20 protein-coding genes are annotated in these 22,701 nt (G+C 61.6%); 11 read left to right on the top strand and 9 right to left on the bottom strand.

The features are described from left to right. Window positions 1–4 precede the first annotated feature (4 nt). The 4 genes from ACVWZP_RS29285 to ACVWZP_RS29270 all read right to left on the bottom strand — a co-directional run bounded on the left by ACVWZP_RS29285 (window position 5) and on the right by ACVWZP_RS29270 (window position 3,463). Window positions 5–1,093, bottom strand: coding sequence for a flagellar basal body P-ring protein FlgI (locus ACVWZP_RS29285; RefSeq protein WP_164887039.1), 1,089 nt, complete (start codon window positions 1,091–1,093; stop codon window positions 5–7). A 27-nt stretch (window positions 1,094–1,120) separates the two neighbouring features. Next, window positions 1,121–1,816 carry a flagellar basal body L-ring protein FlgH gene (gene flgH / locus ACVWZP_RS29280; protein WP_046382507.1) on the bottom strand — a complete coding sequence of 232 codons (696 nt, stop codon included), beginning with the start codon at window positions 1,814–1,816 and terminating at the stop codon, window positions 1,121–1,123. A gap of 53 nt (window positions 1,817–1,869) precedes the next feature. Then, complete coding sequence (flgG, locus tag ACVWZP_RS29275; protein ID WP_046382506.1) at window positions 1,870–2,655, bottom strand: flagellar basal-body rod protein FlgG; 786 nt, start codon at window positions 2,653–2,655, stop codon at window positions 1,870–1,872. Between the two features lie 67 nt (window positions 2,656–2,722). Beyond that, a complete protein-coding gene (locus ACVWZP_RS29270; protein WP_046382505.1) occupies window positions 2,723–3,463 on the bottom strand; it encodes a flagellar basal body rod protein FlgF in 741 nt (246 codons plus the stop codon). A gap of 597 nt (window positions 3,464–4,060) precedes the next feature. Here ACVWZP_RS29270 and ACVWZP_RS29265 point away from each other — a divergent pair. Continuing rightward, the gene (locus ACVWZP_RS29265; RefSeq protein ID WP_457370348.1) at window positions 4,061–4,849 is read left to right on the top strand and encodes a hypothetical protein; all 789 of its coding nucleotides are present in this window, start codon (window positions 4,061–4,063) and stop codon (window positions 4,847–4,849) included. A gap of 43 nt (window positions 4,850–4,892) precedes the next feature. Here the strand turns inward: ACVWZP_RS29265 and ACVWZP_RS29260 are convergent, their stop codons facing one another. Then, entirely contained in the window at window positions 4,893–6,476 is a 1,584-nt protein-coding gene (locus ACVWZP_RS29260; protein ID WP_017845359.1) for a sigma-54-dependent phenylalanine hydroxylase transcriptional regulator PhhR, read from the bottom strand. Between the two features lie 256 nt (window positions 6,477–6,732). On the opposite strand from ACVWZP_RS29260, the gene phhA reads away from it, so the two are divergent. The 3 genes from phhA (at window position 6,733) to ACVWZP_RS29245 (ending at window position 9,182) form a co-directional block, all read left to right on the top strand. Further along, a complete protein-coding gene (gene phhA, locus ACVWZP_RS29255; RefSeq protein WP_046382503.1) occupies window positions 6,733–7,524 on the top strand; it encodes a phenylalanine 4-monooxygenase in 792 nt (263 codons plus the stop codon). 105 nt (window positions 7,525–7,629) lie between these two features. Next, a complete protein-coding gene (locus tag ACVWZP_RS29250) occupies window positions 7,630–7,986 on the top strand; it encodes a 4a-hydroxytetrahydrobiopterin dehydratase (RefSeq protein WP_017845357.1) in 357 nt (118 codons plus the stop codon). Beyond that, window positions 7,986–9,182 carry an amino acid aminotransferase gene (locus ACVWZP_RS29245; protein ID WP_457370347.1) on the top strand — a complete coding sequence of 399 codons (1,197 nt, stop codon included), beginning with the start codon at window positions 7,986–7,988 and terminating at the stop codon, window positions 9,180–9,182. The genes ACVWZP_RS29250 and ACVWZP_RS29245 overlap by 1 nt, the downstream gene beginning before the upstream one ends. A gap of 130 nt (window positions 9,183–9,312) precedes the next feature. On the opposite strand, the gene ACVWZP_RS29240 is transcribed toward ACVWZP_RS29245, so the two are convergent. Next, window positions 9,313–10,122: a UDP-2,3-diacylglucosamine diphosphatase gene (locus tag ACVWZP_RS29240; protein ID WP_057003858.1), complete on the bottom strand. Its 810-nt coding sequence runs from the start codon at window positions 10,120–10,122 to the stop codon at window positions 9,313–9,315. Between the two features lie 137 nt (window positions 10,123–10,259). On the opposite strand from ACVWZP_RS29240, the gene ACVWZP_RS29235 reads away from it, so the two are divergent. The 3 genes from ACVWZP_RS29235 to ACVWZP_RS29225 all read left to right on the top strand — a co-directional run bounded on the left by ACVWZP_RS29235 (window position 10,260) and on the right by ACVWZP_RS29225 (window position 12,402). Beyond that, a complete protein-coding gene (locus tag ACVWZP_RS29235) occupies window positions 10,260–11,012 on the top strand; it encodes an AraC family transcriptional regulator (RefSeq protein WP_169883693.1) in 753 nt (250 codons plus the stop codon). A 96-nt stretch (window positions 11,013–11,108) separates the two neighbouring features. Continuing rightward, on the top strand, window positions 11,109–11,993 hold the full coding sequence (locus tag ACVWZP_RS29230; protein ID WP_046382500.1) for a DMT family transporter: 885 nt from the start codon (window positions 11,109–11,111) through the stop codon (window positions 11,991–11,993). Window positions 11,994–12,120: 127 nt separating this feature from the next. Further along, entirely contained in the window at window positions 12,121–12,402 is a 282-nt protein-coding gene (locus ACVWZP_RS29225; RefSeq protein ID WP_046488286.1) for a hypothetical protein, read from the top strand. Window positions 12,403–12,443: 41 nt separating this feature from the next. Here the strand turns inward: ACVWZP_RS29225 and ACVWZP_RS29220 are convergent, their stop codons facing one another. Further along, entirely contained in the window at window positions 12,444–12,731 is a 288-nt protein-coding gene (locus tag ACVWZP_RS29220) for a SelT/SelW/SelH family protein (RefSeq protein WP_046382498.1), read from the bottom strand. 84 nt (window positions 12,732–12,815) lie between these two features. Here ACVWZP_RS29220 and ACVWZP_RS29215 point away from each other — a divergent pair, with 84 nt between their 5' ends. Continuing rightward, a complete protein-coding gene (locus ACVWZP_RS29215) occupies window positions 12,816–15,005 on the top strand; it encodes a patatin-like phospholipase family protein (protein WP_017845350.1) in 2,190 nt (729 codons plus the stop codon). A 136-nt stretch (window positions 15,006–15,141) separates the two neighbouring features. On the opposite strand, the gene ACVWZP_RS29210 is transcribed toward ACVWZP_RS29215, so the two are convergent. After that, window positions 15,142–15,576 carry a MarR family transcriptional regulator gene (locus tag ACVWZP_RS29210; RefSeq protein WP_017845349.1) on the bottom strand — a complete coding sequence of 145 codons (435 nt, stop codon included), beginning with the start codon at window positions 15,574–15,576 and terminating at the stop codon, window positions 15,142–15,144. Between the two features lie 121 nt (window positions 15,577–15,697). Next, on the bottom strand, window positions 15,698–17,824 hold the full coding sequence (gene recQ / locus ACVWZP_RS29205; RefSeq protein WP_454833354.1) for a DNA helicase RecQ: 2,127 nt from the start codon (window positions 17,822–17,824) through the stop codon (window positions 15,698–15,700). A gap of 275 nt (window positions 17,825–18,099) precedes the next feature. On the opposite strand from recQ, the gene ACVWZP_RS29200 reads away from it, so the two are divergent. From ACVWZP_RS29200 to ACVWZP_RS29190, 3 genes are all read left to right on the top strand, one after another. Next, on the top strand, window positions 18,100–18,687 hold the full coding sequence (locus ACVWZP_RS29200) for a UPF0149 family protein (RefSeq protein WP_017845347.1): 588 nt from the start codon (window positions 18,100–18,102) through the stop codon (window positions 18,685–18,687). A 20-nt stretch (window positions 18,688–18,707) separates the two neighbouring features. Next, window positions 18,708–19,091, top strand: a complete 384-nt coding sequence (locus ACVWZP_RS29195) for a YbaN family protein (protein WP_026139819.1) — start codon at window positions 18,708–18,710, stop codon at window positions 19,089–19,091. Between the two features lie 132 nt (window positions 19,092–19,223). Continuing rightward, complete coding sequence (locus ACVWZP_RS29190) at window positions 19,224–22,694, top strand: hybrid sensor histidine kinase/response regulator (RefSeq protein ID WP_457370346.1); 3,471 nt, start codon at window positions 19,224–19,226, stop codon at window positions 22,692–22,694. The last annotated feature ends 7 nt before the right edge of the window (window positions 22,695–22,701 follow it).

Genomic DNA, 22,701 nt, shown 5'->3' with positions numbered 1-22,701 from the left:
GGCCTCAGATCACAATCAGGTCGGCTTGCAAGGCGCCGGCCTGTTTCAATGCTTCGAGGATCGCCATCAAGTCGCCGGGCGCCGCGCCCACCTGGTTCACCGCACGGACAATCTCGTCCAGGGTGGTGCCGGGGCCGAACTTGAACATTGGCTTGGCTTCTTGCTGGGCATTCACCCGCGAGCGCGGTACCACGGCGGTCTGGCCATTGGACAACGGCCCAGGCTGGCTGACGATCGGGTCTTCGGTAATGGTCACGGTCAGGCTGCCGTGGGTCACCGCGGCCGGCGACACTTTGACGTTCTGGCCGATCACGATAGTGCCGGTGCGCGAGTTGATAATGACCTTGGCCACTGCCTGGCCGGGGTCGACCTCGAGGTTTTCCAGGATCGACAGGTAATCCACGCGCTGGCTTGGGTCCAGCGGCGCAGTGACCCGGATCGAGCCGCCGTCGATGGCCTGGGCCACGCCAGGGCCGAGCATGTCGTTGATCTTGTCGACCACACGCTTGGCGGTGGTGAAGTCGGAACGGTTGAGGTTCAGGGTCAGGCTGTTGCCCTGGTTGAAGCCGCTGGGCACGGTGCGTTCAACCGTGGCGCCGCCAGGGATGCGCCCGGCCGATGGCACGTTCACCGTAATCTTCGAACCGTCGCGACCTTCAGCGTCAAACCCGCCCACCACCAGGTTGCCCTGGGCGATGGCGTAGACGTTGCCGTCGATACCTTTGAGCGGCGTCATCAACAGGGTGCCGCCGCGCAGGCTTTTCGAGTTACCGATGGACGACACGGTAATGTCCACCACCTGACCCGGCTTGGAGAACGCCGGCAAGTCGGCACTGATGGACACGGCCGCGACGTTTTTCAGCTGCACGGTGCCCGAGCCCGACGGCACCTTGATGCCGAACTGCGAGAGCATGTTGTTGAAGGTCTGCAGGGTGAACGGGGTCTGGGTGGTCTGGTCACCCGTACCGTTAAGCCCGACCACCAGGCCGTAGCCGATCAACTGGTTAGAACGCACGCCGGAAATGCTGGCGATGTCTTTCAGGCGTTCAGCCTGGGCGACTGCGCTCAGGGACAGCAACAGTGCCGCCGCCATCAGCTGTTTGAATTTCAAAGTGGCCACCTAGAAAGGGAACAGCGGGCTAAGGAAGAAACGGTCGAACCAGCCCGGCTGACTCGCATCAGCAAACGAACCCGTACCCGAGTAGGTAATGCGCGCATCGGCAATGCGCGTCGAAGGCACAGTGTTGTCGGTGGCAATGTCATCGGCACGGACCATGCCGGCGATGCGTACCAGCTCGTCACCACTGTTGAGGGTCATCCACTTCTCACCGCGCACGGCGATGATGCCGTTGGGCAATACATCGGCCACTGTCACGGTGATCGAACCGGTCAGGCTGTTGTTCTGTCCAGCGGAGCTTTTGCCGTTGGTGGCGCGGTCACCGCTGTAGCCTGCGCTCAAACTCAAGTCGCCACTGCCCAAGGGGTTGTTGGTGTTCGGCACGGCACCAAACAACGAGGTCAGGCCAATACCGGTCTTGCTGGTCTTGCCCACCTGCGAGTTGGCGTTCTTGCTGGCCGTGGTCTTCTCGTTGAGGGTGATGGTGATGATGTCACCGACCCGGAACGCCTTGCGGTCGCCGTACAGGTTCTGTTCGAAACCGGCCTGGTAGATCGAGCCGTTATTGGCCGCCGCCGGCAGCGGTGTGCGTGGCAACACCGGCGCGTAGTACGGGTCATTGGGTTTTGGCGTCGGGGCGACACAGCCCGCGAGCACGGCAATCCCACTCAATGCCAGAACGGAAACATAGCGATTCATGACCCTAACCTCACGGTGTTGCAGGCGCCCTCAGGAGCGCCCCATAGACTTGATTACAGATTCTGCGTAACGAACGAAAGCATCTGGTCGGCGGTGGAAATCACCTTGGAGTTCATCTCGTAGGCGCGCTGAGTGGTGATCATGTTGACCATCTCTTCCACCGTGCTGACGTTGGAGGTTTCCAGGGTGCTTTGCAGCGTGGTACCAAAACCGTTCAGGCCCGGGGTGCCGATTTGCGGTGCGCCACTGGAGGCGGTTTCCAGGAACAGGTTGCCGCCGATGGCTTGCAGGCCGGCCGGGTTGATGAAGTCGGCGGTTTGCAGGTTGCCGATCACTTGCGACGCCGGGTTGCCCGCCACGGTGATGGACACGGTGCCATCGTTGCCGACGGTGAAGGTCTGGGCATTGGCCGGCACGATAATGGCCGGTTCCAGGGCGAAACCGTTGGACGTGACGATCTGGCCGTTGGAGTCCAGGTGGAAAGAACCATCACGAGAGTAGGACGTCGTCCCGTCTGGTTGCAGGATCTGGAAGAACCCTTTGCCGTTGATCGCCATATCCAGAGGCTGACCGGTTTGCTGCAGGTTACCGGCCGTGAAGTTCTTCTGGGTGCCGACGATCTTCACACCGGTACCCAATTGCAGGCCCGACGGCAGTTCGCTGTCCTGGGTCGACTGGGCGCCTGGCTGGCGCTTGATCTGATAGAGCAGGTCCTGGAACTCGGCGCGATCACGTTTGAAGCCCGTGGTCGAAACGTTCGCCAGGTTGTTGGAGATGGTGGTCAGGTTGGTGTCCTGGGCGGACAGACCTGTTTTGGCAACCCATAGAGCCGGAAGCATGCTGTTCTCCTTCGTGCGCCTGTTTGTTGGCGCTGCGCCGCAAAATTAGTATTCAGTGAAACCGCTATCAGCTCATCGCCAGAACGCGGGTCATGGCCTGGTCGTCTTCTTTAGCGCTGTTCATCATCTTGATGTGCAGCTCGAACTGCTTGGAAAGCGCCAGCACCGCGGTCATTTCTTCCACCGCATTGACGTTGCTCGCCTGCAGGAACCCCGAGGTCAGCTTGACGTTCGCGTCGGCCTGGGCCGGCTGGCCGTCCTTGGTGTGGATGGTGCCGTCCAGGCCTTTGGTCATGTTCTTGAGGTCGGGCTGGACCAGCTTGATCCGGTCCACTTCAGCCATCACCCGCGGGCCTTCACCCATTGCGCGGATGCTGACGGTGCCGTCGGCGCCTACTTCGATCTTCTGCTGCGGCGGCACGGCGATCGGACCACCGTTGCCCATGATCGGCATGCCATTGCCGGCCCGCAGCACGCCGAGCGCATCCACATTCATGCTGGCGCTGCGCACGTAGGCTTCGCTGCCATCGGGGGTTTGCACGGCCATCCAACCGTCACCGCTGACCGCCACATCGAGGTCACGACCGGTTTCGATCATGGCACCCGGAGAGAAGTCGGTGGCAGGCCGCTCGGTCATGGCAAACGCCCGCGCCGGAAAGCTGTCACCGAACACCGGCATCGAGCGCGCCTGCTCAAGGTCACGCTGGAAGCCGTTGGTGGAAATGTTCGCCAGATTGTTGGCATGGGCCTTCTGTGCCAGAGCATTCTGGCTGGCGCCGGTCATTGCCACGTAAAGGTACTTGTCCACGCTCTATCCTCTTTCTGACGGACGCTTGCCGCCCACCGCTGTACTGATGAGGCTTAAGCAATTTGCGAACCAACTTTCAAAAAGTGCAGAAAGCCCAGGCGGGGCAAGGGTTTGCGGCAAGACGTGAAAAAAGGCAGGCCCAGACAGAGTCGAAAAAACGGCGGAGTTATGCCGCAGACGGCAACGCTTGGTGTCCCGCAGGCTTTTCCCGGCGCTCAAGCGCTACGCATGGGTGGAGCGCGGAGCACGCCGAACCGCTGAAACACTTGGCAAGCCACTGGGCACTTGCCCTCCCCGTTGGCCACCTCGAAACGATGGGGCCGAGGTTTTGTTGTCCGACCATTACAAGCGCCAAAAAAACCATATGCCTGACGGCCCGGTAAATGCGTGAGTACATATGTAGCTGGCTTGTTTTTTATAAAACCCAGACAAAGCCAACTCCAAACAAGAATAGTCCGATAGCTTTTTACATTTACTGATCAAAACCCACTTGGCGTTCAAATACAGCACCCGTAACTTCGGTGCGGCGCAAAGCGGTCACGACTACTTCCCGATCACTCGCACCTTATCAACTTATTATTTTCCAAGGATACTGAAATGCCTGGTATTGATAATGCACCCCATACGCACATGACGACAACTTGGCAAAAACAATTTTCTTATAACGAAATTCTAGACCGATTCGAGCCATTAAGCAGCCTATCACCCGAACAACGGCGCGAGTTGGAGGTACGCCCGGAGCTGAATCCTAACAATAAAGAATACTGGGAAAGCCGAGCTGGGGAGTACGATGCCGGGACACTGCCGCCCTGTTGCGACCTAGACCCGACGACCTCGGCGTTCCTGGAGCTGCTGGACAACATCCCCGGCAGGACCATCGAGACCGGCCTGGGCGTGTCCGCCAACGATGTACGCAGCGGCAAGTTTGGAGCGTTATCGCACAGCGCACTCAGGGAACTGGAAAAACTGGATAAGAACCAAAACTACCAATTGGTCTCTCGCGTTAAAGAGGAGAATGACTCAATAAGCGGATCATTGGCATGGTTCCCTGAAAACGGCGGCAGCCCCATTGAAATCGAAAGTTCTACAGAGGGGACGGTATTTCCGCCCAATGGCTCAGCGTTGCTTGAACATATCGACTTATCAATGCTTATACCCACCTATAACAACGAAGGGATTTCTGCCAACGAACTGAGATCCGGAAAGTACGGGCGCCTTCCCCCGGAGATCAATCAGAGCCTTGAAAAACTGCAGAACCATAAAGACTACGCACTGACCACACTCTTTTCCCCCCCACCCAATGAAGTGCCTTACATGGCCTGGGTTGAGAAAAAAACAGATGACACCGTGCTCATCCATCAAGATCCAAGCTACGCGATGTATTGACGCCGCCGTGTCACCCCTCGCAGAAAAACCCTGGACATGGCGCCTATCGAGCAGCGTGTTCAGGGGTTTTGCCCTCCTTGCCCAAACCATAATCCCGCAACTTGTTGGCAATCGTTGTATGGGAGACGCCCAAGCGCTTGCCCAACTGCCGACTACTGGGATGTTCGGCATACAGACTTTCCAGCACGGCCTTTTCAAACCGGCCGACGATGGCTTCCAGGCCGCCCTCCAGAGAGAAATCGCCAAGCGGCTGACGCACGCCATAGTCCGGCAGACGAATGTGTTCAGCCTTGACCGTCCCGCCCTCACACAGCGACACCGCCTGGAACAGGACGTTTTCCAGCTGCCGTACATTGCCCGGCCAGTGGTAATGGCTGAGTCGCTCCATGGCCGCCGAAGCCAGTTTGGGCAACGGGCAGCCGATCTGCCGGCTGGCTTGATCGAGGAAGTGTTCCACCAGCGGCGCCAGGCCATCGAGGCATTCGCGCAGCGGCGGGATATGCAGCGACAGCACGTTCAGGCGGTGATAAAGGTCCTGACGGAATTCGCCCCGCGCGCAGAGTTCCGAGAGGTCCACCTGGGTTGCGCAGATCACCCGCACATCCAGGTACACCTCTTCATCGCTGCCGACTCGGCGAAAGCAACCGTCCTGCAGGAACCGCAGCAACTTCACCTGCAGGCGTGCGCTCATTTCCCCGACGCCATCAAGAAATAGCGTACCGCCCGCCGTCAGCTCCAGCAGCCCCAGCTTGCCCTCGGCCCGTGCCCCTTCAAAAGCGCCGGGGCCGTAGCCGAACAGCTCGGTCTCGGCCATCGACTCCGGCAAACCGGCACAATTGAGCGCCATCAACGGCGATTGGCCACGAGGGCTGGCCAAGTGACAGGCGCGGGCAAGCAGCTCCTTGCCGGTGCCGGTTTCGCCTTCTATTAGTAGCGGCGCATCCAGCGGCGCCATGCGTCGGGCCTCACGGACCACGGCAGCCATGACCTTGGAACTCTGGAAGATGCTGTCGAAGCCACGCAGCTCCTGCTTGCGCACATTGTAGATGCGCTCACCGACGCGGTCGGCACGGTGCAGGGTCAACACTGCGCCGGCCATGGCTTCGCTGTCGTCGTGTTCGGCGGATTGCAACGGCGCGATGTCCGCCAGGAATACGTCACCCTTGACCTTGACCCGCAGGCCATTGATCCGCGATTTGCTCGCGCGCACCAGTTCCGGCAAGTCGAAATCCTCGGCGTAGCGCGACAGCGGGATGCCCGGCACCTCATCCACCCGCACCCCGAGCAACTGCGCGGCCGCGCGGTTAGCGGCGACGATCGAGCCGCCCATGTCGATGGACAGTACCGGAAACTCCAGGGCCCCGAGCAACGCATTGAGTTCCATGTGCCGACGTTCACTGGGCATGAGCCCCACACGTTTTACGCCAAACACCCCGGCAATCGCCTCGAACTGCGGGCGCAAGGCCTGGAATTGCATGTTCACCAGATTCGGACAGAACAGGTAGATGGCATTGCCATGCTCACCGCCGACCTCGCCCTTGGCGACGTTGACGCCGTACTCCACCAACAGGTTGAGAATGTCCCGCAGGATGCCGATGCGGTTCTGGCAATGCACTTTGATACGCATGAAAAGGCCCGAAGAAGGGTAGGCGCCGCGTCTTTTTGTCGCTGGGCGCAGATAGTCGTCAAGATTATGTGACAGTCAGCCGTCTTTTCACAGCCCGACGCGTCAATGAACGGCCAATCCGTAACGAATACTTTACGAATATCGGTAAATTTTCCTACGGCCCCCTTGCGCAGGCCGCTGGAATCTCACCCCAATCGGGTTATCTATACGTACATCGCAGGACATAACAAGAACGAATGCCTAGCAGGAGAGCCGTATGAAGCAGACGCACTACGTGGCCCGCGAGCCCGATGCGCAAGGTTTTATCCACTACCCGCCGGAAGAACACGCGGTGTGGAACACCCTGATCACACGCCAGTTGAAGGTGATCGAGGGCCGGGCCTGCCAGGAATACCTGGACGGCATCGACAAGCTCGGCCTGCCCCTGGACCGCATCCCGCAACTGAGCGAAATCAACACGGTGCTGGCCGAGACCACCGGCTGGCAAGTCGCCCGCGTGCCGGCGCTGATCCCCTTCCAGACGTTCTTTGAATTACTCGCCAACAAGCAGTTTCCGGTGGCGACTTTTATTCGCACCCGCGAAGAACTGGACTACCTGCAAGAGCCGGATATTTTCCACGAGATCTTCGGCCACTGCCCACTGCTGACCAATCCCTGGTTCGCCGAATTCACCCACACCTACGGCAAGCTCGGCCTCGCGGCCACCAAAGAGCAGCGCGTGTACCTGGCGCGCCTGTACTGGATGACCATCGAGTTTGGCCTGGTGGATACGCCCGCAGGCCGGCGCATCTACGGTGGCGGTATTTTGTCGTCGCCCAAGGAAACGGTGTACAGCCTGTCGTCCGAACCCGAGCACCAGGCCTTCGACCCGCTGGAGGCGATGCGTACACCGTATCGCATCGACATCCTGCAACCGCTATATTTTGTCTTGCCCGAGCTCAAGCGCCTGTTCGATGTCGCCCAGGAAGACATCATGGGCATGGTCGAGCGCGGCATGCAGTTGGGTCTGCACGCACCGAAGTTCCCACCCAAACCCAAAGCGGCGTGAACCGTAGGTTTTGATACCAGGTGAATCTGTTCCCTGGCCCCGCGTTGCTTTAGGGTGACGCCACTGACGACCGTTTTCCAGACACTCGAATTCAGGACACCCCACATGACCACCTTGAACCAAGCCCACTGCGAAGCCTGCCGCGCCGATGCCCCGCAAGTCAGCGATGAAGAACTGCCGGTGCTGCTCAAGCAGATCCCCGACTGGAACATCGAAGTCCGCGATGGCGTCATGCAACTGGAAAAGGTTTTCCTGTTCAAGAACTTCAAGTTCGCCCTGGCCTTTACCAACGCCATGGGCGCCATCTCCGAAGCCGAAGGTCACCACCCTGGCCTGCTCACCGAGTGGGGCAAGGTCACGGTGACCTGGTGGAGCCACTCCATCAAAGGCCTGCACCGCAACGACTTCATCATGGCCGCGCGCACCGACGAAGTGGCCAAGGATGCCGAGGGCCGCAAATAATGCACTTCGATGCGATTGGCCGCGTGCCCGGCGACCCGATCCTCGGGCTGATGGACCTGTATGCCCAGGATGCCAACCCGAACAAGTTCGACCTCGGCGTGGGCGTGTACAAGGACGACCAGGGGCTGACACCGATCCTCCCTTCCGTGAAACTCGCCGAGCAGCGCCTGGTGGAGCAGCAAACCACCAAGACCTACATTGGCGGCCACGGCGACGCTGCGTTCGGCAGATTGATCAGCGAACTGGTGCTCGGCGCCGAGTCCACGCTGCTGCGCGCACACCGTGCCGGTGCGACCCAGACTCCAGGCGGCACCGGCGCCCTGCGCCTGAGCGCCGACTTTATCGCCCACAGCCTGCCCGGCCGCGGCGTATGGCTGAGCAACCCGACCTGGCCGATCCACGAAAGCATCTTCGCCAAGGCCGGGATCAAGGTCAGTCACTACCCTTACGTCGGCGCGGACAATCACCTGGATGTGAGCGCGATGCTGGCGACCTTATCCACGGTGCCCGAGGGCGACGTGGTGCTGCTGCACGCCTGCTGCCATAACCCGACCGGTTTCGACCTGTCCCAGGCTGACTGGCGCCAAGTCCTGCGGATCGTGCGCGAGCGCCACCTGCTGCCGCTGATCGACTTCGCCTACCAGGGCTTTGGCGACGGCCTGGAGCAGGATGCCTGGGCGGTGCGCCTGTTCGCGAGCGAGCTGCCGGAAGTGTTGATCACCAGCTCCTGCTCGAAGAACTTCGGCCTGTATAGCGACCGTGTCGGCGCGCTGATCGTGTGTGCGGCGGATGCCGAAAAGCTGACGGATGTGCGCAGCCAGTTGGCGAATATCGCGCGCAACCTGTGGTCGACTCCGCCGGATCACGGCGCGGCAGTCGTCGCGACGATCCTCGGCGATGCCAAGCTAAAGGCACAGTGGAGCGACGAAGTCGAAGCCATGCGCTCGCGCATCGCACAGTTACGCGCCGGGCTCGTGGAGGCCCTCGCGCCACACGGGCTGGCCGAACGCTTTGCACATATCGGCGCACAACGTGGGATGTTTTCCTATACCGGCTTGAGCGCCGAACAGGTCAAGCAACTGCGCGAGAAACACAGCGTGTATATGGTCAGTTCGGGGCGAGCCAACGTCGCGGGGATCGATGCGACGCGATTGACGCTGCTGGCGCAAGCCATTGCAGACGTTTCGCACACTTAACCGAAGAAATGCAAAACCCAATGTGGGAGGGGGCTTGCTCCCGATAGCAATGGATCAGTCGCCAAATACAGTGACTGACACTGCGCGATCGCGAGCAAGCCTGCTCCCACTTGTTGGGCCGAGCCAGGCCTTAACCCGCGACCATCTCCGATTTCAGCTGCGCCTCTTTGGCCTGCGCATCCGCCAACCGATACAACTCGATATGCCCATCCCAGTGCTCGATCAACGCCGAGCACGACTCCACCCAATCCCCGCAGTTGAGGTAATCCACCTCGCCCACCTTGCGAATCTCCGCATGGTGAATATGCCCGCACACCACCCCATGCAATTCGCGCCGGGTCACTTCGTGGGCAATGGCTTCTTCGAAATCGCTGATAAAGCTCACCGCCGTCTTCACCTTGTGCTTCAGATACGCCGACAGCGACCAGTAACCGTAGCCATACCGCGCACGCCAGTGATTCAACCAACGGTTCAACGTCAGGGTGAACTCGTAGGCCGAGTCGCCGAGGAACGCCAGCCAGCGGTGATAGCGCGTGATCACATCGAACTGGTCGCCGTGGATCACCAGGAGGTGGCGGCCATCGGCGGTGACATGGATGGCTTCGTCCACCAACTGGATGTTGCCCAGGATCAGCTTGGAGTAGCGACGCAGGAACTCGTCGTGGTTGCCGGTGACATAGATCACCTCGGTGCCGCGCTTGGCCATGGTCAACAGGCGGCGGATCACGTTGGTATGGGCCTGGGGCCAATACATGCCGCCGCGCAGTTTCCAACCGTCAATGATATCGCCCACCAGGTACACCTTGTCGGCGTGGTAGCCCTTGAGAAATTGCGCCAAGTGTTCGGCCTGGCAATCCCGAGTGCCCAGATGTACATCGGAAATCCACAGGGTACGAACCCGTTGCTTGCGGCTGGGTGTAGCGAATTCGGCACGGGTCATGGGCATCCCTCGACGGTGTTTTCGCGAGCTTGCGCCCTGGCGATTAATAGCCCATGACAGCTGTGCGTCAGTCTGATGACAGCGCCCGCCGACGGCGAAGCGTTGTAGACTGGCAACCTGCTGCCCAGGAGAGCGCGATGAGAGCGTCCCTCACGCTACGCCACTACATCGAAGCACCCATTGCCCACAGCCATGACCATGCGCAGTTGGTCTTCGGCCTGTCCGGGCACCTGGACCTTGAAGTGGAGGGACGCGGCAGCCAGGTCCGCGAGAGCAGCGTGATGGTGTTGCCCTTCTCGGCCCACCACACCTGCGGCAGTCGCGATGGCAGCCGATGCCTGGTGCTGGACGTGCCCACCGAACACTGGGTGCTGCAATCGTTGGGCGAGCATGCCGATGCCAGCCGCCGCCTGCTCGACCAACCGGCGCGTCTGGCCCTGGATTCGCGGCAAAGCCAGTTGGTGCAATGGCTGGCGCACAGCCCGGTGGACGACCCGCTGATCGTCCAGCAAGGCGCGGTACTGCTGCTGGCCAGCCTCAATCATCCGCTGGCTCCCAGCGCGCCGGGCCGCCGCCTGCCCTATGCCGCGTTCAATGCACATATCGAACGGCACGCCGCCCACCCTCTGCAAGTCGCGGACCTGGCACGCCTCGCCGACCTGTCGGTAGCGCGCCTGCATGCCCGTTTCATCGCCGAGTGCGGGCAGACGCCCATGGACTTCATCCGCAGTCGCCGCCTGCATAAGGCCTTGGGCCTGTTAAGGGAAACGCCGTTGCCCATCGGCGAAATTGCCGAACGCGTCGGCTATGCCTCGCAAAGCGCGTTTGCCGCTGCGATGCTGCGCGAATTCGGCGCCGCGCCCAGCGCGCTGCGGCGCACCACAAAATAGCGAGTCCTGCGCTAAAAATCGCCAGTCGGGCGACAGACACTCACGCCCCCAGCCTCTAGACTGCGCGCCTGTCACCCCGTTGGTTCAAGGATCGCAATGACTCCCCGCTCAGCCCTCGGCGCCTTGCATATCGGCGCATTGATGTTTGGCCTCACCGGCGTATTCGGCAAACTCGCGGCCGCCTCGCCGACCATCATCGTGTTCGGCCGTGCCGCGTTTGCGGTGATTGCCCTGGCGATCTTTGCTCGGTTCGCCAGCAATGCGCCGTGGAAACAGCTGCAGATGCGCGACTGGCGCCGGCTGCTGATCAGCGGTGTATTGCTGGCGGCGCACTGGGTCACGTTCTTCATCGCGGTCAAAGTCGCCGGCGTGGCCGTCGCCACCCTGGGGTTTACCGCGTTCCCGGCGTTTACCGTGATCCTCGAAGGCTTGATCTTCCGCGAGCGCATCCGCGCCAACGAAGTGCTGCTGGTGGCCCTGGTCACGGTGGGCCTGGTGCTGGTGACACCGGACTTCAACCTCGCCAGCCAAGCCACGGGCGGCCTGCTCTGGGGCATCGCCTCGGGATTGCTGTTCTCCCTGCTGTCACTGAATAACCGCGCCAGCTCCGGGCGGGTTCCAGCGGTACAGGCGGCGCTGTGCCAGAACGTGGTGGTCGCGCTGTGCCTGCTGCCCGTGGCGGCGCCGGGGCTGGCGGATGTGCGCGCGCTCGACTGGCTGTGGATCGGCCTGCTCGGTGTGTTCTGTACCGGCCTGGCCCACAGCCTGTTTGTCGCCAGCCTCGCGGTGATCAAGGCCCGCACCGCGTCGGTGGTGTTCGCCATGGAACCGGTCTACGGCATCACCGTCGCCTGGCTGCTGTTTGCCGAAACCCCGACCTTGCGCATGCTGCTGGGCGGCGCGCTGATCATCGTCGCCATCGTGCTTTCCGGCCTGCTGGGCAGCGCCAGCCAGGCCAAACAGCCGGCTGCAACGGCCTGATCTATACTCTGCCCATCCGCAACAGTGTGTCGTCGTCGACGGATAAAGACTTCTCGACGACAGCCAGGGTGTTTAACGGTGCTGCAAGCGAGTGGTCACGCCATTAACGCTATGCAGGAGTTGCATCATGGAAACACTTATCAGCTTGCTGGTTCAGATCATCAGCGGTGCCGTCGGCGGTAATCTGGCGGGGATGACCAAGCAGAGCCTGGGCACCGGGCTCAATACCTTCCTCGGCGGTGTCGGCGGCCTGGTGCTGGGCCAGCTCGTCTCGGCGCTGACGGGCACATCCGGCGGCGAAGCCATGGATGTGGCGACGGTCGGCAGCAACATCGTCGGCGGTGGCGTCGGCGGCCTGGTGCTGACGTGGGTCGTCGGTTTCATCAAGAGCAAGATGGCCGCCAAGTAGGGGCGCATCCCCCGGTCACCGCCCCTGTGCGGCGGTGACCTTCACACCTTGCGATCGTTGTGCCCCAGGTCGCGCTGCGGGTCGATCTGGTCGCGCACGCGCTGCTTGAGCACCTTGGCCTCCGGAAAGCCGCCGTCAGCCTTGCGCTCCCAGATCTGCACACCGTCGCAGGTGATGCGAAAAGCGCCGCCGGTAGCCGGCTCCAGCGCCACTTTGCCCAGGTCGTCGGCAAAGGTACTCAACAGCTCCTGGGCCAACCATGCGGCGCGCAACAGCCACTGGCACTGGGTGCAATAGGTGATGACGATCTCGGGTTTGTTCGGCGACATAATTTGACAGGTTCCTGGCGTAACGGGCTGGGAGGGTCGGGTGGCTATAATACCGGCCTTTATCGTCCAGCCCTGAGATTCATGATGCGCCGCCTGTTGTCCTGCCTGTTGCTGTGCCTGCTGCCCCTTCTTGCCGAGGCGGTTGAAACCCCACGCCCGAAAATCGGCCTGGTGCTGTCCGGCGGCGCCGCACGCGGGCTGGCCCACATCGGCGTGCTCAAGGCCCTGGAGGAACAAGGGATTCATATCGATGCAATTGCCGGCACCAGCATGGGCGCGGTGATCGGCGGGTTGTACGCGTCGGGCTACAAGATCGATGAGCTGGAAAAGCTCGCACTGGGTATCGATTGGCAGCAGGCACTCTCCGATGCGCCACCCCGGGAGGACGTACCGTTTCGCCGCAAGCAGGATGACCGGGACTTCCTGGTCAAGCAGAAACTCAGTTTCCGCGACGATGGCAGCCTCGGCCTGCCGCTGGGCGTCATCCAGGGCCAGAACCTCGCGCTGCTGCTGGAAAGCATGTTTGCCCACAGCAGCAACACGCGAAATTTCGACAAGCTGCCGATCCCCTTTCGCGCCGTCGCAACCGATATCACCACCGGCGAAAAAGTGGTGTTCAGCAAAGGCCACCTGCCCCAGGTGATCCGCGCCAGCATGTCGATCCCGGCCGTGTTCGCGCCAGTGGAACTCGACGGCCGGCTGCTGGTGGACGGCGGCATGACCGATAACATCCCGCTGGACGTGGCGCGGGAGATGGGCGTCGACATCGCCATCGTGGTGGACATCGGCACGCCGCTGCGCTCGCGCAAGCAACTGGCCACGGTGGTGGACGTGCTCAACCAGTCCATCACCCTGATGACCCGGCGCAATTCCGAAGAACAACTCAAGGCCCTGCACCCCAAGGATGTGCTGATCCAGCCGCCTCTGGCCGCCTACGGCGTCACCGACTTCGGCCGCGCCAAGGACATGATCGACGCCGGCTACCGCGCCACCCGCGCCCTCGATGTGCGCCTGGCCCACCTGCGCCCCGCCGAGCCGATCGACCCGGAACTGGTGGCCGCGCGCGCGCCGGGCGAACGGACTCCGATCATCACTGCGATCAGCGTGGAGAACGACTCGAAAGTCAGCGAAGACGTGATCCGCTACTACATCCGCCAAACCCTCGGCGAGCCGCTGAACCTGAGCCGCCTGCAAGTGGACATGGGCACCTTGTATGGCCTGGATTACTTTGAACAGGTGCAATACCGCGTGGTGAAAAAAGGCCACGACAACACCCTGGTGATCAGCGCACGCGGCAAACGCAGCGGCACCGACTACCTGCGCCTGGGCCTGAACCTGTCGGACGACATGCGTGGCGACAGCGCCTTCAACCTCGGCGCCAGCTACCGCATGAATGGCATCAACCGCCTCGGCGCGGAATGGCTGACGCGGGTGCAGATCGGCGATCGGCAAGAGCTGTACAGCGAGTTCTACCAACCGATGGACACCGGCTCGCGCTATTTCGTCGCCCCTTACCTCAAGGCCCAGGCGCAGAATGTCGAACTGATTCTGGACAACGACCCCATCTCCGAATACCGCCTGGAACGCTACGGTTTCGGCCTGAACGTCGGGCGCCAGATCGGCAACAGTGGCGAGCTGCGTTTCGGCGTCGGCGAAGCCTGGGGCAAGGCGGATGTACGCATCGGCGACCGCGACCTGCCAAGCGTGAGCTTCAGCGAAGGCTTCTACGAACTGAAGTACTCCTTCGACTCCCTGGACAACGTGTACTTCCCCCACACCGGCGAAGACATCGGCCTGGCTTGGCGCGAATTCGAACCGGGGCTGGGGTCCGATCAACGCTACCGGCAATGGGAATTCAAGCTGGACAAGGCCATGAGCCACGGCCCGGACACACTCGTACTGGGCGGCCGTTACGGACGCACCATGGACAATACGGACGTGGTGATATCCAGCTTCCTACTGGGCGGCGCACGGCAGCTGTCAGGCTTCCGCCAGGACGCGATCTCGGGGCAGAACGTCAGCTTGATGCGCGCCGTGTACTACCGCCGCCTGACGCCGCGCTCATACTTGCCGCTGGATTTCCCGCTGTACCTGGGCGCGTCGCTGGAACGCGGACGGGCGTGGAACAACGACAATGAGTTCGACAGCGGTTATATCAACGCCGCGAGTATTTTCCTGGGCTTCGACACACCGTTGGGGCCGCTGAATTTCAGCTACGGGTTCAACGACGACAATCAGCAGGCGGTGTACCTGAACCTCGGCCAGACCTTCTGAAACGCTGACCGTAAAAACCAAGATGGGAGCTGGCTGGCTTGCGATGGCGGTATTTCAGTCGCCAGATCAATTGACTGAATGTCCGTTATCGCAGGCAAGCCAACTCCCACCTATTCGATCTCTGTTGCGCCTGACGTCAGGACTTTTCCAGATTCGCCAGAATGTGCCCATGCACGCGCATGCACACCCGCAGGTCCTCTTCATTCACGCCCACGAACAACTCATGGCGCAATGCAGTGGCGATGGTTTCAATCTGCTCGATCAACGGTCGGGCGCTGTCACACAGCAGGATGCGCTTGGCGCGCCGGTCTTCCACCACCGCCTGGCGCTGCACCAGCCCTTGGCTTTCCAGGCTGTCGAGCAAGCGTGCCAGTGTCGGCCCTTCGACGCCGACACTTTGTGCCAGCTCACGCTGCGTCGGCGCCTCTTCGAAACGCGCCAAGTGCAGCAGCACCAGCCAGCGTGCCTGAGACAAGCCCAGCCCCGCCAAACGGCGATCCAGTTCGGCGCGCCAACCTCGGGACATTTGCGCCAACTGCATGCCAAAACGGTGTTGATCGGTTAACGGCATAAAAAACTCATGGTTTAGACTGAAAACAAAGTATGACTAATTATTAGTCAGCTAAGCATGAGCCATGTCAGTAGGCAAGCGCTCGTCTGTACTGATTCGTTTCATCGTCGCAATTGGCACACTAAATTTCGAACTCAGACTGCAACGCGGCACGCACACAGTACAAAACACCCTCGGGAACCCGACCCGTGAACAGCGGTGCAATCTCCGCAACTGGTGGCAGTTCGCCTTCACCGTCCAGGAAGGCATCCTGGATTTCACCGAGCAAATCTTCTGGCAAATCAAGGGCCTGCTCTAACGACAACTGTTGCTTACCGATGGATTCGGCCAGCAGCGTGTAGACGTTTTTTTCCGAGCATTGCAACTGGCCAGCGATCTGGATCGGGGTCATGCCGGCTCGCGCCAGGCTGATCAATTCGTGGCGAATATCGGCAATTTCCTTCGGCGCTTCGGCCTGGCCGCCGAGCACTTCGAGGAAGGCCTGGCCATAACGTTCCAGCTTGCGCGCGCCCACGCCACTGACCCGGCCCATTTCGGCCAGGGTGGCCGGCTGCTCGCGCAACATCTCCAGCAAGGTCGAGTCGGGGAAAATAACGTAAGGCGGCACGCTGTGTTCCTGCGCCAGCTTGCGCCGCAGGGCACGCAAGGCTTCCCACTGTTCACGCTCCTCGAAGCGCACCAGTTGGCTGGCCTGGCTGGTACTGCTCTTGGCAGTGGTCTGCGGCTTGAGGTCGCGGCGCAGTTCCAGGCTCACTTCCCCCTTGAGCAACGGCCGGCAACTGTCGTTCAGGCGCAGGCCGCCGTAGCCTTCGATGTCGATATCCACCAGGCCGCGCGCGACCATCTGGCGGAACAGCGATCGCCATTCGCCTTCGGCACGGGCCTTGCCGACACCGTAGACCGATAGTTTCTCGTGGCCGAAGCTGCGCACCTTCTCGTTGTCCTTGCCCAGCAACACATCCACCAGATGGCCGACGCCATAACGCTGGCCAGTGCGGTAGATGGCAGACAAACCCTGGCGCGCCGGTTCAGTGGCATCCCAGGTTTGCACGCCGTCGACACAGTTGTCGCAATGGCCGCAGGGTTCGGGCATGTCTTCGTCAAAATACGCCAGCAAGGTCTGGCGGCGGCAACGCGTCTCTTCGCAGAGTGACAGCATGGCGTCGAGCTTGTGCTGTTCCAGGCGTTTGTGGCGCTCGTCACCTTCGGAGTTCTGCAGCATTTGCTTGAGCATCACCACGTCTTGCAGGCCGTAGACCATCCACGCATCGGCCGGCAGGCCATCACGCCCGGCGCGCCCGGTTTCCTGGTAATACGCCTCGAGGGACTTGGGTAGATCCATATGGGCCACGAAGCGCACGTTGGACTTGTCGATGCCCATGCCGAACGCGATGGTTGCCACCATGATCAGGCCTTCCTCGTTGAGGAAGCGCTTCTGATGATAGGCACGCAAGTCGTTGGGCAAGCCTGCATGGTAGGGCAGCGCCGGATAACCCTGCTCGCACAGGAAGGCGGCCACTTCGTCGACCTTCTTGCGCGACAGGCAATAGACGATGCCCGCATCGCTGCGCCGCTCGGACAGGAACGCCAGCAACTGCTTGCGCGGCTGCTCCTTGGGCACGATGCGATAGAAAATATTCGGCCGGTCAAAGCTCGACAGGAAGCGCTCGGCGTTCTGCAAATGCAGGCGCTCGACGATTTCTTCGCGAGTGCGCTTGTCGGCGGTGGCGGTCAGGGCGATACGCGGGACGTCGGGGAACAGTTCCGCCAACTGCCCCAACTGCAAATATTCGCGACGGAAATCATGCCCCCATTGCGATACGCAGTGCGCTTCATCGATGGCGAACAGGGCGATTTCCAGGCTCTGCAAGAAGGCCAGCATGCGCGGCTGCACCAGGCGCTCGGGGGCCAGGTAAAGCATTTTCACTTCGCCGCGCTTGATACGCGCGGCCAGGTCGCGCTGCTGTTCGGCGCTGAGCGTGGAGTTCAATGCGGCGGCAGCAACGCCGAGTTCCTCAAGGGTCGCCACCTGATCGTCCATCAGCGCGATCAACGGCGACACCACCACGGCAAGGCCGTTACGCAGCAACGCCGGCACCTGGAAACACAACGACTTGCCACCGCCGGTCGGCATCAGGACGAGGGCATCACCGCCATTGGCCACGCGCTCAATGATCGCACCCTGGCGGCCACGAAAACTGTCGTAGCCGAAGATGTCCTTGAGGACGCGTTGAGCCTGCTCGAGCATGTAAAACTCCAAATATCGCCGAAATCCCTCCATACAGGCTGGCCGAAAAAGCGCGTATCTACGGAAAATAATCCGTAAGCGAAGTTTTCTCGGGTTGGCGCTGGCCTGCAGGGGGCATCACAAAACGCGGCAGTATACCCGAGCGTCGGCCGGCAAAGGGCGCGGCTGACGAACAGCGGCCGCTATCTAAAACCGGCCAAATATGCAGTGTGGCTGGCCTGGGCGCTCAAGAAAGCCTAGAATTCAGCATCGTTTATTCCCAAGGTAGTCCTTCAATGTCCTTCGCTGAGCAACTAACCCGCCTGCAAGCCTTCCTCGACGCCGATGAGCTGCATGACGAGGCGCTGGACTACGTGGCCGCCCACGGCTACCTGACCGCCCTGTCGATTTCTTCCGACATCGTGCCGGACCGTGAGTGGATCGACGCCTTGTTCGCCGAAGAGCCTCATTACGCTGACGCCGCCCAGCGCGAAGAGATCGAAGCCACCCTGCTCGCCCTCAAGGCCCACATCGGTCGCCAACTGGCCTCCGACGAGGAATTCGAGCTGCCGTGCGACCTCGACCTGGGCGAAGAGCCGGACGACTCCGACCTGCGCGGCTGGTGCATCGGCTTCATGGAAGGTGTGTTCCTGCGCGAAGCCGCCTGGTTCGAAACCGCCGAAGAAGAAGTCAGCGAAATGCTGCTGCCGATCATGGTCGGTTCGGGCCTGTTCGACGACCAGCCGGAGTTCTCCGACATCGCCGCCGACGCCAATCTGATGGACGACATGATCGTACAGATCCCGGAAGCCCTGACCGCCCTGTACCTGCTGTGCAACGCCCCCGACGAAAAACCGGCGCTCCTCAAGCCACGTCACCACTGAGTCGCACGCCCGTGATCGCCATGGGCAAGCGCTCGCCGCTCCTGCGTTACGCACTGCTGGCCATCGGCTGGCTGAGCGTAGCGCTGGGGGTGATCGGCATCTTCCTGCCGGTATTGCCCACCACCCCCTTCCTGCTTCTTGCCGCCGCCTGCTTCGCGCGCAGCTCCCCGCGTTTCTATGCCTGGCTGGTGGAACACCCGCGCCTGGGGCCATGGATTCGTGACTACCTGGACGGCAATGGCATCCCGCTCAAGGGTAAGGTCTACGCCATCGGCCTGATGTGGCTGAGTATCGGTTTTTCCTGCTACCTGGTGCCTCTGCCGTGGGCCCGCGGCTTCATGCTGACCAGCGCGGTACTGGTGACGATCTACATCCTGCGCCAGAAAACCCTGCCGCCGCGCTGAGCCTCTTTAACACCGTGCCCTGCGACATTAGTGCTCACAAGACCTTGGTCGACACTGACTAATCCCCAGGCATCATGCGAGACTGTCCAACCGGGCCCGAAATGCCTGGGCGTGTTTCTGTCCGGAGTTACCATGACGCTGTCCAGCGGGCTGATCGCCGCCGTTGCCTTGGCCTATATGGCCATTATGTTTTCCATCGCCTTTTACGGTGACCGCCGCCATGCGCCGTTGCCGCCGCGCATGCGTGCCTGGGTGTACAGCCTGTCGCTGGCCGTTTATTGCACCAGTTGGACCTTCTTCGGCGCCGTAGGCCAGGCGGCCGAACAACTGTGGGCGTTTATACCTATCTACCTGGGACCGGTGCTGTTACTGGTATTCGCCCCCTGGGTCCTGCAAAAGATGATTCTGATCAGCAAGCAGGAAAACATCACTTCCATCGCTGACTTTATCGCCGCACGCTACGGCAAATCCCAGTCGTTGGCGGTGGTGGTCGCGCTGATCTGCATGGTCGGCGTGTTGCCTTACATCGCCCTGCAACTGAAGGGCATCGTACTCGGGGTGAACCTGCTGATCGGCGCCGGCGCGGATGCCACCGGCACCCGCGCCCAGGACACGGCGCTGATCGTATCGCTGGTGCTGGCGCTGTTCACCATTGTCTTCGGTACGCGCAACCTCGACGCCACCGAACACCACCGTGGCATGGTGCTGGCGATTGCCTTCGAGTCGCTGGTCAAGCTGTTCGCGTTTCTCGCAGTCGGCGTGTTTGTGACCTACGGCCTCTACGACGGTTTCGACGACTTGTTCAGCCAGGCGATGCTGGCACCACGCCTGGAGGAATACTGGAACGAAACCGTCAACTGGCCCACGATGGTGGTACAGACCGGCGTCGCGATGATGGCGATCATCTGCCTGCCCCGGCAGTTTCACGTCACCGTCGTGGAAAACATCGACCCCCAGGATTTGCGCCTGGCCAAATGGGTTTTCCCTGCGTACTTGATCCTCGCCGCGCTGTTTGTCGTACCGATCGCCCTCGGCGGCAAAATGCTCTTGCCCGGCTCGGTGCTACCCGATTCCTACGTGATCAGCCTGCCCTTGGCCGAGGCCCATCCGGTCCTCGCCCTGCTGGCGTTCATCGGCGGCGCGTCGGCCGCCACCGGCATGGTGATTGTGGCGAGCATCGCGTTGTCGACCATGGTGTCCAACGACATGCTGCTGCCTTGGCTGTTGCGCCGCTCCAGCGCAGAACGGCCGTTTGAAGTGTTCCGCCACTGGATGCTCTCGGTACGCCGCGTCAGCATTGTGCTCATCCTGCTGCTGGCGTATGTCAGCTACCGATTGCTCGGCTCCAGCGCGAGCCTGGCGACGATCGGCCAGATTGCCTTCGCCGCGGTGACCCAACTGGCACCTGCCATGCTCGGCGCGCTGTATTGGAAACCGGCGAATCGACGCGGCGTGTTTGCCGGCTTGGCGGCAGGCACGTTCCTGTGGTTCTACACCTTGGTCCTACCGGTTACCGCGAAAAGCCTGGGCTGGTCGCTCAGCCTTTTCCCCGGCCTGACCTGGTTGCATTCCCACCCGCTCGGCTTGCCCCTCACGTCGCTGACCCTGGGCACCGTGTTCTCCCTGGCGGGCAACTTCACACTGTTCGTCTGGGTCTCGATGCTTTCGCGTACCCGGGTGTCCGAACACTGGCAGGCCGGGCGCTTCATCGGCCAGGAAACCAGCCAGCGCGCCAGCACTCGCTCCATGTTGTCGGTCCAGATCAGCGACCTGCTGAGCCTGGCGGCGCGCTTTGTCGGCGAAGAACGCGCGCAGCAGAGTTTTATCCGCTTCGCCTATCGCCAGGGCAAAGGCTTCAACCCCAACCAGAATGCCGATAACGATTGGATCGCGCATACCGAACGCCTGCTGGCGGGTGTACTCGGCGCCTCTTCGACTCGCGCAGTCGTAAAGGCCGCGATTGAAGGTCGGGACATGCTGCTGGAGGACGTAGTACGGATCGCCGACGAAGCCTCCGAAGTGCTGCAATTCAATCGGGCCCTGCTACAAGGCGCCATCGAAAACATCACCCAGGGCATCAGCGTGGTGGATCAGTCCCTCAAGCTGGTGGCGTGGAACCGCCGTTACCTGGAGCTGTTCAACTACCCCGAGGGATTGATCAGCGTCGGCCGGCCGATTGCCGACATCATTCGCTATAACGCCGAGCGCGGCTTGTGCGGACCGGGTGAGGCCGAAGTGCATGTGGCGCGACGCCTGCACTGGATGCGCCAAGGCCGCGCGCACACCTCCGAACGCCTGTTCCCGAATGGACGGGTGATTGAACTGATCGGCAACCCGATGCCCGGCGGCGGTTTCGTCATGAGCTTCACGGACATCACCGCGTTCCGCGAGGCCGAACACGCACTGACCGAGGCGAACGAGGGCTTGGAACGACGGGTCACCGAGCGGACACACGAGCTGTCGCAGCTCAACGTGGCGCTCACCGATGCCAAGGGCGTGGCCGAGTCCGCGAACCAATCGAAGACGCGCTTTCTCGCAGCGGTCAGCCATGACCTGATGCAACCGCTGAACGCCGCACGCCTGTTCTCCGCCGCCCTCTCCCACCAGAACGACGGCCTGTCGAGCGAAGCCCGGCAACTGGTGCAACACCTCGACAGCTCGCTACGTTCCGCCGAAGACCTGATCAGCGACCTGCTGGACATCTCGCGCCTGGAAAACGGCAAGATCAACCCGCAACGCCAGCCGTTCGTGCTCAACGAACTGTTCGACACCCTCGGCGCCGAATTCAAGGCGCTCGCCCAGGAACAAGGCCTGCGCTTCCGCTTGCGCGGCAGTCATTTGCGCGTGGACAGTGACATCAAGTTGCTGCGCCGGATTTTGCAGAACTTTCTGACGAATGCTTTCCGCTATGCCGACGGCCCAGTGCTGCTGGGTGTACGCCGACACCAGGGCGAGTTGAGCCTGGAAGTCTGGGATCGCGGCCCCGGCATTCCGCAGGATAAACAGAAGGTGATTTTCGAGGAGTTCAAACGTCTGGACAGCCACCAGACTCGCGCCGAAAAGGGCCTCGGCCTGGGCCTGGCGATTGCCGATGGCCTGTGTCGCGTATTGGACCATCGCCTGAGCGTGCGCTCGTGGCCGGGCAAGGGCAGCGTATTCAGCGTGCGCGTGCCGCTGGCTCGCAACCAGACCAGCACACCGATCAAGACCGCGCAGGAAACCGGTCTGCCCCTGAGCGGCGCGCGGGTGCTGTGTGTGGATAACGAAGAAAGCATCCTGATAGGCATGCGCAGCCTGCTGACGCGCTGGGGCTGCGAAGTATGGACCGCCACCGACCAGGCACAATGCGCGGCGCTGCTGGCCGACGGCGTGCGCCCACAACTGGCGCTGGTGGATTACCACCTGGACCACGGCGAAACCGGCACGGAGTTGATGGGCTGGCTACGCACACAGTTGGCGGAGCCGATTCCCGGCGTGGTCATCAGCGCCGACGGTCGTCCGGAGATGGTGGCGCAAGTGCATGCGGCGGGGCTGGATTATCTGGCCAAACCGGTGAAGCCGGCGGCGTTGCGCGCCTTGCTCAGCCGGCATCTGCCCCTTTGATCAGCCA

This window comes from Pseudomonas sp. TE36184, from assembly GCF_054060055.1.
Note: the sequence above shows the minus strand (reverse complement) of the source record. Positions and strands in the feature narration are given on the sequence as shown.

Coding starts and splice junctions, on each gene's coding strand:
- ACVWZP_RS29195 (WP_026139819.1), top strand. CDS start 18,708: ATGGGCAAGCGCTCGCCGCTCCTGCGTTACGCACTGCTGGCCATCGGC.
- flgG (WP_046382506.1), bottom strand. CDS start 2,655: ATGCTTCCGGCTCTATGGGTTGCCAAAACAGGTCTGTCCGCCCAGGAC.
- ACVWZP_RS29190 (WP_457370346.1), top strand. CDS start 19,224: ATGACGCTGTCCAGCGGGCTGATCGCCGCCGTTGCCTTGGCCTATATG.
- ACVWZP_RS29250 (WP_017845357.1), top strand. CDS start 7,630: ATGACCACCTTGAACCAAGCCCACTGCGAAGCCTGCCGCGCCGATGCC.
- ACVWZP_RS29285 (WP_164887039.1), bottom strand. CDS start 1,093: ATGGCGGCGGCACTGTTGCTGTCCCTGAGCGCAGTCGCCCAGGCTGAA.
- ACVWZP_RS29200 (WP_017845347.1), top strand. CDS start 18,100: ATGTCCTTCGCTGAGCAACTAACCCGCCTGCAAGCCTTCCTCGACGCC.
- ACVWZP_RS29240 (WP_057003858.1), bottom strand. CDS start 10,122: ATGACCCGTGCCGAATTCGCTACACCCAGCCGCAAGCAACGGGTTCGT.
- ACVWZP_RS29215 (WP_017845350.1), top strand. CDS start 12,816: ATGCGCCGCCTGTTGTCCTGCCTGTTGCTGTGCCTGCTGCCCCTTCTT.
- ACVWZP_RS29220 (WP_046382498.1), bottom strand. CDS start 12,731: ATGTCGCCGAACAAACCCGAGATCGTCATCACCTATTGCACCCAGTGC.
- ACVWZP_RS29210 (WP_017845349.1), bottom strand. CDS start 15,576: ATGCCGTTAACCGATCAACACCGTTTTGGCATGCAGTTGGCGCAAATG.
- ACVWZP_RS29245 (WP_457370347.1), top strand. CDS start 7,986: ATGCACTTCGATGCGATTGGCCGCGTGCCCGGCGACCCGATCCTCGGG.
- ACVWZP_RS29230 (WP_046382500.1), top strand. CDS start 11,109: ATGACTCCCCGCTCAGCCCTCGGCGCCTTGCATATCGGCGCATTGATG.
- ACVWZP_RS29225 (WP_046488286.1), top strand. CDS start 12,121: ATGGAAACACTTATCAGCTTGCTGGTTCAGATCATCAGCGGTGCCGTC.
- ACVWZP_RS29235 (WP_169883693.1), top strand. CDS start 10,260: ATGAGAGCGTCCCTCACGCTACGCCACTACATCGAAGCACCCATTGCC.
- ACVWZP_RS29265 (WP_457370348.1), top strand. CDS start 4,061: ATGCCTGGTATTGATAATGCACCCCATACGCACATGACGACAACTTGG.
- ACVWZP_RS29260 (WP_017845359.1), bottom strand. CDS start 6,476: ATGCGTATCAAAGTGCATTGCCAGAACCGCATCGGCATCCTGCGGGAC.
- recQ (WP_454833354.1), bottom strand. CDS start 17,824: ATGCTCGAGCAGGCTCAACGCGTCCTCAAGGACATCTTCGGCTACGAC.
- flgH (WP_046382507.1), bottom strand. CDS start 1,816: ATGAATCGCTATGTTTCCGTTCTGGCATTGAGTGGGATTGCCGTGCTC.
- phhA (WP_046382503.1), top strand. CDS start 6,733: ATGAAGCAGACGCACTACGTGGCCCGCGAGCCCGATGCGCAAGGTTTT.